This window comes from Candidatus Saganbacteria bacterium (assembly GCA_026387835.1).
In the GTDB taxonomy this organism is placed as follows: domain Bacteria; phylum Margulisbacteria; class WOR-1; order JAKLHX01; family JAKLHX01; genus JAPLKZ01.
Genome location: JAPLKZ010000006.1, coordinates 1 through 11,972 on the forward strand (window position 1 = coordinate 1; position 11,972 = coordinate 11,972).

Sequence of the window (11,972 nt, forward strand, 5' to 3'; positions counted from 1 at the left end):
AGAACCCTTTAAGAGTGCTCGACTGCAAGGAAGAAGGCTGCAAAAAAGAACTGGCAGGCATTCCGGCCCTGAAAGAAATGCTTTGTAAGGAATGTTCCTCTCATTTTGATAATATCGTTAAAGCGCTGGAAAAACAGAAGATAAAAGTCAAGATAAACGACAGGCTGGTGCGCGGTCTCGATTATTACACAAGGACGACCTTTGAAATAATATCCGGAGAGCTAGGCTCCCAGAACGCGGTTGCAGGCGGCGGGCGGTATGATGACCTTGTTAAAGAACTCGGAGGGCCGTCTGTCCCGGCCGTGGGTTTTGCTATCGGTCTTGAGAGACTGATCTCTGTTATGACAGCACAGAACATACTCCCTAAAGATTCTAAGCCTGATAGTATTTATATTGCATGGATAGGGGAGGAAGCAAAGGATAAGGCGTTCGAAACAGCGGTGAAGATAAGAGGACGCGGTATCACAGTAAATATTACTTATGACGCTAAAAGCCTTTCCTCCCAGTTAAAAGCGGCTGACAGCCTGGGGGCAAAATATGTTTTAATGTTAGGGGAGGATGAGCTGAAAAGAGGGGTATTTACAGTCCGAAACATGATGACCAACCAGCAGGAAGAGATGAAAGAAGAAAGAGCACTTGAACTGTTATGATAAAACGTACAAGGAACTGCGGCGATCTGAAAAAAGGCGATATCGATAAAGAGATAACCATCAACGGCTGGGTGCACAGAAGGAGAGACCACGGGAACCTGATATTTTTAGATATCCGGGACCGCTCCGGCATAGTCCAGGTCGTGGTGGATTCCGACAAAAAAAATATCCATGCTGTAGCGGAAAAAATAAGGCCCGAGTTTGTTATCGCGGTCAAAGGCGTCATCAAAGCCCGTTCTTCCCAGTCAGTCAATAAAAATATCCCGACAGGCGAGATCGAAGTTATACCTTCGGACATAGAGATTTTGAACACAGCCAAGACCCCTGCTTTTGAAATAGCCGATGCAATCCAGCCGGTGGATGAGAATACCAGATTGAAATACCGCTACCTCGACCTGCGGAAAGACTTCATGAAAGATAATCTGGTCTTAAGGCACAGGATATTAAAAGCGGCTTCTGATTTTCTTGACACCGAAGGTTTCCTTGCTATAGAGACCCCTTTTCTCGGGAAGAGCACCCCCGAGGGGGCCAGGGATTATCTCGTCCCGTCCCGGGTAAATCCCGGCAAGTTCTATGCGCTCCCGCAGTCACCCCAGTTATATAAGCAGATCCTCATGATCTCCGGGCTCGAAAAATATTACCAGATAGCCAGGTGTTTTAGGGATGAGGACCTGAGGGCGGACAGGCAGCCGGAGTTCACTCAGATAGACCTTGAGATGTCGTTCGTCGATGCGGAAGACGTCCTTTCTCTCACCGAACGGATGGTCTTTCATATCATTGATACTCTTAAAAAGACCGGTTATAGAAATAAAGACTTTCCTGACGTGAAACTTCCGCTCCCGAGGATGTCGTATAAAGAAGCTATGGACAGATTTGGCAATGATAAGCCGGATACGAGATTCGGTCTTGAGCTGGTCGATGTTTCAGATATCGCAAAGGATTCCGAGTTTAAAGTCTTTTCCGGTGCGGTAAGATCCGGAGGGGTCGTCAAATGCATCAATATCGAAGGCGGAGGAAAATTCTCGAGGAGCGAGATAACCGCTCTTGAAGAGGAAGCAAAGACATGCGGCGCAAAAGGGCTGGCATGGATCGTAATAGGAGAAGAGGACTCGAAAGGACCTATCGCAAAGTTCCTTAAGCCGGAAGAGGTAGAGGCTATTAAAAACAAGGCAAAAGCAAAGGTGGGAGATCTATTGATATTTGTTGCGGATACTTACCATATGGCTTGCAGTGTCCTGAGCTCGATAAGGCTCAGCCTCGGCAAAAAACTTGCGCTCATAGACCCGAAAAAGTTCAGCTTCCTCTGGGTAGTCGATTTTCCGCTGTTCGAGTACAGCGAGACAGAAAAAAGATGGTCATCGCGGCATCACCCGTTCACTTCTCCTGACGGAGACCTTGACGCTCTCGAAGAGAGATATAAAAAAGACCCGGGAGGGGTCGGGGCAAAAGCTTACGATATTGTTTTGAACGGCGTCGAACTAGGCGGCGGCAGCATCAGGATCCACAGGAGCGATATCCAGCATAAGATATTCAATATTCTTGGCCTGCCAGAGCAACTGACACGCCTGCAGTTCGGTTTTTTCCTTGACGCACTAGAATACGGCGCGCCCCCGCACGGAGGAATAGCTCTCGGTGTCGACAGGTTCGTGATGATGCTAGTGGGTGCTGAATCAATAAGGGACGTCATTGCATTTCCGAAGACACAATCGGCTTATTGCCCGCTTTCGGAAGCTCCGTCAGAGGTTGACACGAAGCAGCTGAAAGAGTTGCACATAAAACCGGCATTATGAAAAGATTAATATTTATTTTACCTGTTTTTATTTTTCTTGTGCTCTCCTCTGGCTGCGGGAAGAGCCCTGTAGGGGTTGTCCCGGAATCCGCGACGCCGGCTTTGTCTTCTTCGCTGTCCGCGGTCGTTCCGGCTAAAAGCTCAAAAGTATCTGGCAGGATTATTCTTTCAGACAGCGAAATGGCAAAGATGAAGCCTGTGTCGGGAGAGGCCGTGCTTTGTTCTCTGGAAGCAAAGGGCGGTTTTGCCGTCACGACTGTTGCGACATCCCTGGCGGCGGACGCTTCTTATATCCTTTATATAAGTCCGGAAGCTGTAGACAGGCTTTATTTCGTGAGGGTCACTATGGCGGCAAGTAAAGAATCTCTCATAATATTCGCCCCAGTATATATAAAAAAAGAAGTGACTTCAGAAGTGGTCGCTGATGTTTCTTCCGCGACCACATATTTTTCGCTCATGCTGTCGGATATTGTGAAAAACAATGAAAAATTAATGATAAACCCTAAGATCATAGAAAATAAAAAACCGGCGATGCTCAAAGAACTGAAAAAGCATGTCCCGTTGACCGGCGGGACTGAACAGGACCCTTTATATGTACGTTTAAAGGCCTCTCTTATTGATTTGCTGACCGCTTCGGCTGAATCCGCGGCGACGATACCTTCTAAGGAAGCAACCGGACCTTAATAATGCCGGATCGCTGTTTCGGGTCATGAACAAATAGTTTAGTTATATATGATAGAATAATAAGGGGTCAAAAATGGCCCTTTTTATGCGTATAGAGGAGATATCATGCCGGTAACGATAATAGTTGGGTCCCAGTGGGGAGATGAAGGCAAGGGAAAGATCACGGACCTGCTTTCAAAGGATATGGACATGGTGGTGCGCTATCAGGGAGGCAACAACGCGGGCCATACGGTCGTCATCGATGACAAGGTCTTCAAGCTCCATCTTATACCGTCGGGGATTTTCTATCCCAGAGTGACCTGCGTCATCGGCAACGGCGTCGTGGTGGACCCAGCGGTGCTCCTTGACGAGATGGAGACCCTGCGCGCGCAGGGGATAGAACCCAGCAATCTGAAGATCAGCGCCAAAGCGCACGTGATATTTCCTTATCACAGGTTTATCGACCAGGCGCAGGAAAAAAAACGCGAAGCCGGACGCATCGGGACCACTTCAAGAGGGATAGGTCCCTGTTATGTCGACAAATTCAACCGGAGGGGCATCAGGATAGGAGACCTCTTCAACGAAGAGATCCTTAAGGAAAAGCTCAGGTGGAACATCGACGAAAAGGGATTTCTACTGAAGAACTTTTATAATATGGATTTCCCTCTGGATTTCGACGAGATCCTGAACGATTACCTGGGACACGCCAGGATGATAAAAAAATATGTCGTCGAGGATATTTCAGTGCTCGTGTCGGAAGCATGCCGGAACGGCAAAAATATCCTTCTCGAGGGCGCGCAGGGAACAATGCTTGATGTCGATCACGGGACATATCCTTATGTGACTTCTTCAAATCCGGTTTCCGGAGGGGCCTGCACCGGTGCAGGCATTGGTCCGAAACTGATCGACAACGTGATCGGAGTGGTAAAAGCTTACGTTACGAGGGTAGGGTCCGGTCCTTTTGTGACCGAGATCGTCTCGGATATCGGCGACTTTTTGAGGGAAAAGGGCGGCGAGTACGGGGCGACTACGGGAAGGCCGAGGCGCTGCGGATGGTTTGACTCGGTGGTCCTGAGATATGCCGCCAGGATAAACGGCCTTACGCACCTGGCTGTCACAAAGCTCGATGTCCTGGACGGCCTGCCTTCGATAAAACTTTGCACGGCCTACAGATATGATAAAAAGGAAATGAGCGAATTTCCGTCGGACCTCAGGATACTTGAAAAATGCGAGCCTGTTTACGAAGAGATGCCCGGATGGAAGACAGACACCACTTCGGCAAGATCGTTCTCCGATCTCCCGGACAATGCCAAAAAGTATCTTGAAAGGATCTCCGGTCTCGCCGGAGTGCCTATATCGCTGGTTTCAATAGGAGCGGAGCGCGGCAAAATAATAAGGTTATGAAAAGCATAGTCCTTTTATCAGGCGGCATCGATTCCCTCGTCTCAATTGCGCAGGCAAAGAACGAAACAGAAGTAGTCCTTGCGCTGTTCTTTGATTACGGGCAGAAAGCGCTTGCCAGGGAGCGCCAGGCAGCGGAAGCTATCGCCGGACATTATGCCGTGCCGTTCAAACCGATAAAACTGGACTGGCTCCAATCCATAACAAAGACCGCCCTTGTCAATAAAAATGTCCAGCTTCCCGTGATAACCGAAGTGACGCTCGGCAGGCAGCTCGAGATAAAACAGGAGAGCGCAAAAGCGGTATGGGTCCCCAACAGGAACGCGGTATTTATCAGCATCGCCGCGTCTTTCGCGGAAGCGGCGGCCGCGGACCTGATCATCACCGGGTTTAACAGCGAAGAAGCCGCCACCTTTCCAGATAATTCCCTCCAGTTCGTGAACATCGAAAACCAGCTCCTCAGGCTGTCGACTTTGAACAAACCGAAAGTGACGAGCTACGTGCAGAGCTATAACAAAGGCGGCATCATCAACATGGGGGTAAAGCTCGGGGTCCCGTTCGATCTGGTATGGTCATGCTACGGTAGCGGGAGAGCGGGAAAGATGTGTTCCGAGTGCGAAAGCTGCGCAAGAAGTATCAGGGCGCTCAAACAGACCGGTAACTGGGAACTGATGAAAGATAAATTTTTTATCGAAGAAAAAATATGAAATGTAAATTCATCAACAAGCAGATCGATTACACAGGCGAACAGTTGAGGCCGCATTATATCTATGAGAATTTCGATCTGGAAGGTGATGCTATAATCTCGTTCACGGGAAAATGCGAAGTCAAACAGCATATGGTAGACCTTGCTGACAGCAAAAAGAAAGAATTCATCCGCAGCTCCCTGATGCTCCATTTTCTTGCCGAGCATTTCGATAATGACCTGGAAAAGACGATCCTAAGGAAAAGGCTGCTGATATCCATTATCATGGAAGAAACCCACAGGATGGCCGGAAAGCTGATATTTCTCAGGAAAGATAACGGCTTATACCAAAAGGACAGAAAATTGACCGTGGCAGTTGCGACAGCTTCAAATGTCTCGACACTGATCCACGCCGGGGTAAATATTTCTTCAAAGGACACCCCGGTAAAGACAGCAAGTCTTAGCGAGTACGGGATCGACCCGAAAAAACTCGGGGAGCGAGTGATAAAAAAGTACATTGATGAAATGCGCTCGATCATGGCGTCAAGAGCGAAAGTGAAAGGTGTCAGATGAACGCCCTTGTATTTGTCTGCATATTTACCGGTCTGATACATTTTTTTGAGACGCTGTCATCATCCATGAGGCTGGCCGGGGTAAGGACAAAGCAGATAGCGACTTCGCTGGCTTTTGTCAACACGGCTTTTTTGATAGCAAGGATGTCTAACATGCTCCAGGCCCCGCTTCTCGGCGGCATGGTGGACATGGCGATACTCAACAACAATCCGGGAGACCTTGCCAATAAATTCAGGATAGTCATCTTCTGCGCTTTTATAGGGAACGTGGCAGGCGCTTTATTGATCCCGTTTTTCGTCAATATCTTCGAGGAAGCCATCTATATCTTCGAAAGAAAAGGTTCCATCCCAAAACTGATGGCCGAATCTCTAAAACCAAGAAATATAAAAAAGGTCATCAGATCTTTCAGGCTGCCGGACGCGGGTTCTTTCAGTAATATATCTTTAAAGAACATATCTCCCACATTCCTGATCCTTAATTTCTTTATGGTATCGATATATGCCATAGGCGTCCTTTCGTCACTGTTCGCGGGAGCGCAGGTGCCGGAGTTCAGGACCACGGCATCCCAGCTGTCCGGTATAGTCAACGGCATGGCCACGATATTGCTTGCTCTGATGGTCGACCCGACCTGCGCGTTCATAACCGACCAGGCGGTAAGGGGCAAAAGGAGCGAGAACGACGTGCGTTCAATGGTGTTCTATATTGTCTTGGGCAGGATACTGGGGACGCTTATCTTATCACAACTGTTATTCTGGCCGGCCTCCGAATACATTAAAAATACAACAATGTTCGTTAAATCAATGTTTGTGCGATGAAGACGACAAAAGACCTGAAAAATTTCAAAGAAAGCTCCTCAGTTGTCGCTATCGGCACTTTTGACGGTTTTCATCTCGGCCATAAAAAAGTCATAGCCTCGGCGGTCGCTTTCGCAAAGGCGAAAAAACTTCCCTCGGTTGTGCTCACCTTTGATCCGCACCCGCAAAAAGCGCTTCACCCCGGCAGGCAGATAAAGATGCTTTCCACGGCAGATGAAAGAGCCTGCCTGGTCGAAGCCCTGTCTCCGGATCATTTTGTGGTGGCAAAGTTCGACAGGAACTTCAGCAGCATGAATTATAAAAAATTCGTAAATGATATCCTTCTCAAAAAATTGAAGGTAAAGCATATCTTTGTGGGAAAAGATTATGTTTTCGGCAGGGGAAAAGAAGGGAACCTGTCTAAATTAAAAAAACTCGGAAAAGAATTCGGGTTCAGCGTCACGGGCGTCACGGACAAAAAAGAAGCGGGAAGGGTCGTAAAAAGCACCTTGATAAGGCATCTTATAGAAAAAGGCGAATTCTCTCATGCTTTGAACCTTCTGGGGCATCCTTATCTTATCTGCGGGAAAGTCATTTCCGGAAGAGGGAGAGGAGCTCTTTTGGGATATCCTACGGCTAATGTGGCGGTCGGGCCTGAGAAGCTTGTCCCGTGTGACGGTGTCTACGCCTGTCATGTCATGATAAATGGCAAAAAATACAAAGGGGCCGTTAATATCGGCAGGCGCCCGACCTTCATTGAGAAAGACAGGACGATAGAGGTCTTTATCCTGAACTTCAGGTCAGATATCAGGGGAAAGAAACTCCGCCTTTTTCTTGAGAAGAGGCTCCGGTCCGAAAAAAAGTTCAATAATGTAAAGACTTTGATCAGGGCTATAGGGCATGATGCCAAGATTGCGGAAAGAATCCTTGTGTGATAAAATAATTATAAAGGAAGAAAATATGAGGACAGAAGAGAAAAAAGCGGTAATTGACAGCAGCAAGATCAACGAAAAAGACTGCGGTTCGGCCGATGTGCAGATAGCCCTGCTGACCAAAAGAATAGCCGAGCTTTCCGGCCATCTTTCCACTCACCTAAAAGACCATCACACGCGGCACGGGCTGCTGCTCATGGTCGGAAAAAGGAAAAGGCTTATCAGCTATCTCAAAAGGACCGAACCCAAAAGGTACGCTAAACTTGCCGGAAATCTGGGAATTAAATGATCCACGAATCAAGTATCGAGCTTTCGGGCCGCAACCTCAAGTTTGAAACAGGCAAATTAGCCCAGCAGGCTTCAGGTTCCGTCGTAGTGCGTTTCGGAGATACCGTCCTCATAGCCACAGCCACTGTCTCGGAAAAGATCCGCAAAGACATTGATTATTTTCCTCTGGTAGTTGATTACGAAGAAAAGATGTACGCTGTCGGGAAGATCCCCGGAGGCTTTTTCAAGCGCGAGGGCAGGCCTACCGAAAAGGCGATCCTAACCTCAAGGCTGATAGACCGGCCGATAAGGCCGCTGTTCCCCGACGGTTTCAAGAACGATGTTCAGATCGTCGTCACTCCGCTTTCTGTGGATGAGAGCAATCCGCCCGATGTCATAGCAATAATCGCGGCGTCCGCGGCTATTTCTATCTCAGAGATACCATTTCAGGGGCCGATCGGAGCGGTGAGAGTGGCGCGTATTGACGGGAAATTCATCGCGTATCCGACGAACGAAGAAATGGAAAAAAGCGACCTTGACCTGGTATTCGCGGGTGACAGGGAAGAGATCTCCATGATAGAGGCAAAGGGAGACGAGATCCCCGAAGCGGTCGTAATAGACGCGATAAAATTCGGCCATAAATATATCAACCAGGTGATCGACTTCCAGGAAGAATTCAAGAAAAAGGCCGGGGTCCCGGTGATGCAGTTCAAAGTCACAATGCCTGACGAAAAACTCGAGGCTTATGTCGTTAAGGAAGCGACCGGAAAAATAAAAGAAGCGCTTTATATCACCAATAATGAAAAACAAAAGGACAGGCTTGCGGTGATTGAGAACGAGCTGGTGGAAAAAATAAAAGACGGCCCGGACGAGCATCTTAAAACGGTCATAAAAGAAAAGGTGTCCGACCTGTACGCGATAATGAAATCAATAGAGAAAAAACTTGTCCGCCATATGATAATCAACGAGGATAAAAGGCCGGACGGCAGAAAGATGGATGAGGTAAGGCCGGTCACCTGCGAGATAGGCATCCTTCCGAGGGCGCACGGGTCCGCGGTCTTTACGAGGGGCATGACGCAGGCCCTGACGGTAGTTACTCTTGGAGCAAAAGGCGACGCGCAGATAATCGACGGCCTTGACGCGGAAAAAAGCGAAAAGTGCTTCATGCACCATTACAATATGCCTGCTTACAGCGTAGGAGAGGTAAGGCCTCTCAGAGGCCCCGGAAGGCGCGAGATCGGGCACGGGGCTTTAGCCGAAAAAGCACTTCTGCCGGTAATACCGCCTGAAGAAGAGTTCCCTTATACTATAAGGCTCGTCTCGGAAATTCTAGGTTCCAACGGTTCATCTTCGATGGCCTCTACATGCGGAAGCTCTCTTGCTTTGATGGACGCCGGAGCGCCGATCAAAGCGGCTGTATCCGGAATAGCCATGGGACTTGTGACAGAGGGCAAAAAGTTCAAGATACTGACAGATCTCCAGGGGCTCGAGGATTTTCTCGGCGATATGGACTTTAAGATAGCCGGGTCCGCGAGAGGGATAACTGCCATCCAGCTTGACACAAAGATAAAAGGGCTTTCTATGGAGATAGTCGAAAAGACTTTCGCCCAGGCAAAAACGGGCCGCGACTTTATATTAAATAAAATGCTCGAAGCGATCTCATCACCGAGAAAAGATCTTTCCGAGTTCGCGCCGAGGGTCATCTCCTTCTCGATCAATACCGAGAAGATCGGCATGGTGATCGGACCGGGCGGAAAGAACATCAAAAAGATAATCGAAGACACTAAATGCCAGATAGACATCGAGGACGACGGCAGGGTGTTCATCACCTCGGTAGATGCCGCGATGGCCAGAGAAGCCAAAGCGCGCATCGACGAGATAGCGATGGACGCGGAAATCGGCAAGGTCTATCACGGCGAGGTCGTAAAGATCATGAATTTCGGGGCTTTTGTCGAGATACTTCCCGGAAAAGACGGGATGGTCCATATCTCAAAACTCGCGAACCGCAGGGTGAATAAAGTGGAAGATGTGGTGAGCGTCGGCGATAAAGTCGATGTCAGGGTGACCGAGATAGATGCCCAGGGCCGGATCAACCTCACGATGGTGATTTAGCTCACAAAGTTTTATGCCAGACAGTCTTATCCTTAATCTGTTATTACAGGATATATTTTTTTGGTGACCATTACAGCACTGATCGAACCAATAGGTATTTCATGTTTTGCTTGTCCGTTCCGTCCGGTAGTTACAAAAGCTTTATCTGCAATAAACCCTAAATCAGTAGTTGGCCAAAATCCGAGGCTGTCAACCCAGCGGCCTTCGTTTATGGTGTCAGTAAATCTGTGTGAATCTACCATAGAGAACCTTCTGGCTTCATAAGTGCTTCTCCTCGTTGCTATGTTCAAGCCCATGACCATATATTTGTCTGATAAAGCAAGAAGCTTTCTTGCTATCGCGGGTGTCACAAGTGCACGTCCCCTGGACGCCTGTTGAACGGCGGTAGGTTTATGAGCGACAGGAACCTGTAATGAATGATCCAAGACGTGAGGCATACGATAAGCCATGTCGTTCAGCCACCAGAAGATCCTGTTCAGCATGTGGCTGTTAAGATCGTTCAGGTCTTCCATTGTCCTTCCGCAAGTGGGCCAGCCAATCCCTCCTGTAGCATATTCCCCCATCTCATGGGCAGAGAACATCGCTATCATGTCCTGCACGGATAATATTGTTCTGTTACCGAATGAGACGAGCAGATTTTCCTTTCCTCTTTCCACTCTCGCGGCCCCGGCCAGAAAAGCAAGCTGGGCATTCCTAAAACCATCACATCCGTTGGGCAGGTGTTCAGGGCCGAGCACCGTTGTTTCCGGCGTCACAGGCCTTTCGTTAAGCCCAAGGTATACGCGTCCTCTTACGTCTGTCAGCCTGTGCAAAGTCTCCGCGGCCCTTGTGATATGCGGCAGGTGCTTTATCGATCCTGCGACAGCAAGAGTTGGTCTGGTAGACATATTATGTATTCTCCTTTAAATATAGTAAAATCGTCTCTGATTAGTTATCGGCAATTCATCAGAGAAATTTCAGCCAATTTTATAAATCTTTAACAGCATCATTTTTGCACAATACTTTCTTAAAAAAGCCGAAAAAAGCTGCAAACTTAAAGAACATTGGCGATAAAGTCGATGTCAGAGTGACCGAGATAGACGCCCAGGGCCGGATCAAGATCACGATGGTGATATAAGAAGTTAAACGCTAATCCGCCAGCTGGCGGACTAAAACTCAAAAGTTAATAATCTAATCGCCGAACTGCAGTTTGCCCGTGATAAGGTTGAACAGTCCGAAAACACCGCCCAGATTGTAAAATCTATCAATATCTGAGGTTGACAGGTATAAAAGTGCTGTAGGCACGTCGAACCTCTCCATCAGGCCTGTCCATCTTTCTTCTCCATGGACTTCCTGAAAAAGCGAGACCCCACGGATAAAGACCTGAAGCGGCAACTGTTTTCCGTCAGTCACTCCTACATGGAGAGAATGGCTTTTGTGTTCTTCATGTTCAATTTTAGAATATTCTGTATCCAGCGCCAATGACAGGCCGATCGCGTTTGCTATAAGGTCCTGATGTCTGGTTATCATCCCTTGACCCGTATCAAAATGGAACCAGTTAGCTGTGTTTTGGTCTACGTCCCTTCCTTTAATAATATTTAATGTTGGTCGCAAAAGCGATTGTCTCGCAGATTGTTCCATAGTACCCAGCAGGGCCATACCAAATGCTACGGGCATTAGCTCGTGCGCCAGAACTCCTGAGATCTTTTCCGGATGCACGCTTCCATCATTCAAAGCCTCTGATATATGTATCGGTGATGCCATGCATGCGAACGCAACTATATCGGTGTTATAGGAAGGGCCATTAAATGAGGATTTTCTTCTACTTGGATCGAAGCTGTTTAGCACCGTTCTGATGATATCCGGGCGTTTTGCCTTATTATCATGATCAAAATATGTCTCAAGAGCTTTGATGCCCACTCTGTTTTTATTAATGCGGATAAAATTCCCAAATCCGGCTGCGTTCCCCAGCTTAACATGCGTCGCCATAGGATTTTCTGCCGCGACTATACTTGTTGCCATGATCAAATCCTCCTTTGTAATTTCATCTTAATTCGAACTGGGCCTCTGAATAATTAGGCTTTTTTCACCTCAATTATCTATCGTTAACTCCTTGCCGAAATTTCA

Annotated in this window: 13 protein-coding genes; 11 read left to right on the plus strand and 2 right to left on the minus strand. The window is 47.9% G+C overall.

Going from position 1 to position 11,972, the window contains the following annotated elements:
• From NTZ10_02285 to NTZ10_02330, 10 genes are all read left to right on the plus strand, one after another.
• A partial coding sequence (locus NTZ10_02285; GenBank protein MCX5749061.1) for an ATP phosphoribosyltransferase regulatory subunit occupies nucleotides 1-650 on the plus strand: 650 nt, incomplete at its 5' end.
• Complete coding sequence (gene aspS, locus NTZ10_02290; protein ID MCX5749062.1) at nucleotides 647-2,440, plus strand: aspartate--tRNA ligase; 1,794 nt, start codon at nucleotides 647-649, stop codon at nucleotides 2,438-2,440. The genes NTZ10_02285 and aspS, both read left to right, overlap by 4 nt.
• Nucleotides 2,437-3,123 (plus strand): hypothetical protein, encoded by a 687-nt coding sequence (locus NTZ10_02295; protein MCX5749063.1) that lies wholly within the window; start codon nucleotides 2,437-2,439, stop codon nucleotides 3,121-3,123. Before aspS ends, NTZ10_02295 begins: the two co-directional genes overlap by 4 nt.
• Before the next feature lie 105 nt (nucleotides 3,124-3,228).
• On the plus strand, nucleotides 3,229-4,506 hold the full coding sequence (locus tag NTZ10_02300) for an adenylosuccinate synthase (GenBank protein ID MCX5749064.1): 1,278 nt from the start codon (nucleotides 3,229-3,231) through the stop codon (nucleotides 4,504-4,506).
• On the plus strand, nucleotides 4,503-5,210 hold the full coding sequence (gene queC / locus NTZ10_02305) for a 7-cyano-7-deazaguanine synthase QueC (GenBank protein MCX5749065.1): 708 nt from the start codon (nucleotides 4,503-4,505) through the stop codon (nucleotides 5,208-5,210). Before NTZ10_02300 ends, queC begins: the two co-directional genes overlap by 4 nt.
• Nucleotides 5,207-5,761 (plus strand): DUF366 family protein, encoded by a 555-nt coding sequence (locus tag NTZ10_02310; GenBank protein MCX5749066.1) that lies wholly within the window; start codon nucleotides 5,207-5,209, stop codon nucleotides 5,759-5,761. Before queC ends, NTZ10_02310 begins: the two co-directional genes overlap by 4 nt.
• Nucleotides 5,758-6,576, plus strand: a complete 819-nt coding sequence (locus tag NTZ10_02315; GenBank protein ID MCX5749067.1) for a lipid II flippase Amj family protein — start codon at nucleotides 5,758-5,760, stop codon at nucleotides 6,574-6,576. The genes NTZ10_02310 and NTZ10_02315 overlap by 4 nt, the downstream gene beginning before the upstream one ends.
• Nucleotides 6,573-7,490 (plus strand): bifunctional riboflavin kinase/FAD synthetase, encoded by a 918-nt coding sequence (locus tag NTZ10_02320; GenBank protein MCX5749068.1) that lies wholly within the window; start codon nucleotides 6,573-6,575, stop codon nucleotides 7,488-7,490. Before NTZ10_02315 ends, NTZ10_02320 begins: the two co-directional genes overlap by 4 nt.
• 25 nt (nucleotides 7,491-7,515) lie before the next feature.
• Nucleotides 7,516-7,776 carry a 30S ribosomal protein S15 gene (gene rpsO / locus NTZ10_02325; GenBank protein ID MCX5749069.1) on the plus strand — a complete coding sequence of 87 codons (261 nt, stop codon included), beginning with the start codon at nucleotides 7,516-7,518 and terminating at the stop codon, nucleotides 7,774-7,776.
• Nucleotides 7,773-9,866 carry a polyribonucleotide nucleotidyltransferase gene (locus tag NTZ10_02330; GenBank protein MCX5749070.1) on the plus strand — a complete coding sequence of 698 codons (2,094 nt, stop codon included), beginning with the start codon at nucleotides 7,773-7,775 and terminating at the stop codon, nucleotides 9,864-9,866. Before rpsO ends, NTZ10_02330 begins: the two co-directional genes overlap by 4 nt.
• A gap of 32 nt (nucleotides 9,867-9,898) precedes the next feature.
• Here NTZ10_02330 and NTZ10_02335 read toward each other — a convergent pair whose 3' ends face one another.
• The gene (locus tag NTZ10_02335) at nucleotides 9,899-10,753 is read right to left on the minus strand and encodes a hypothetical protein (protein MCX5749071.1); all 855 of its coding nucleotides are present in this window, start codon (nucleotides 10,751-10,753) and stop codon (nucleotides 9,899-9,901) included.
• Between the two features lie 104 nt (nucleotides 10,754-10,857).
• Between NTZ10_02335 and NTZ10_02340 the strand changes: the two genes are divergently transcribed.
• Nucleotides 10,858-10,983, plus strand: a complete 126-nt coding sequence (locus NTZ10_02340) for a hypothetical protein (protein ID MCX5749072.1) — start codon at nucleotides 10,858-10,860, stop codon at nucleotides 10,981-10,983.
• Between the two features lie 53 nt (nucleotides 10,984-11,036).
• Here the strand turns inward: NTZ10_02340 and NTZ10_02345 are convergent, their stop codons facing one another.
• On the minus strand, nucleotides 11,037-11,867 hold the full coding sequence (locus NTZ10_02345; GenBank protein MCX5749073.1) for a hypothetical protein: 831 nt from the start codon (nucleotides 11,865-11,867) through the stop codon (nucleotides 11,037-11,039).
• Between the last annotated feature and the right edge of the window lie 105 nt (nucleotides 11,868-11,972).

Coding starts and splice junctions, on each gene's coding strand:
- aspS (MCX5749062.1), top strand. CDS start 647: ATGATAAAACGTACAAGGAACTGCGGCGATCTGAAAAAAGGCGATATC.
- NTZ10_02330 (MCX5749070.1), top strand. CDS start 7,773: ATGATCCACGAATCAAGTATCGAGCTTTCGGGCCGCAACCTCAAGTTT.
- NTZ10_02320 (MCX5749068.1), top strand. CDS start 6,573: ATGAAGACGACAAAAGACCTGAAAAATTTCAAAGAAAGCTCCTCAGTT.
- NTZ10_02300 (MCX5749064.1), top strand. CDS start 3,229: ATGCCGGTAACGATAATAGTTGGGTCCCAGTGGGGAGATGAAGGCAAG.
- NTZ10_02315 (MCX5749067.1), top strand. CDS start 5,758: ATGAACGCCCTTGTATTTGTCTGCATATTTACCGGTCTGATACATTTT.
- NTZ10_02345 (MCX5749073.1), bottom strand. CDS start 11,867: ATGGCAACAAGTATAGTCGCGGCAGAAAATCCTATGGCGACGCATGTT.
- NTZ10_02335 (MCX5749071.1), bottom strand. CDS start 10,753: ATGTCTACCAGACCAACTCTTGCTGTCGCAGGATCGATAAAGCACCTG.
- rpsO (MCX5749069.1), top strand. CDS start 7,516: ATGAGGACAGAAGAGAAAAAAGCGGTAATTGACAGCAGCAAGATCAAC.
- NTZ10_02295 (MCX5749063.1), top strand. CDS start 2,437: ATGAAAAGATTAATATTTATTTTACCTGTTTTTATTTTTCTTGTGCTC.
- queC (MCX5749065.1), top strand. CDS start 4,503: ATGAAAAGCATAGTCCTTTTATCAGGCGGCATCGATTCCCTCGTCTCA.
- NTZ10_02310 (MCX5749066.1), top strand. CDS start 5,207: ATGAAATGTAAATTCATCAACAAGCAGATCGATTACACAGGCGAACAG.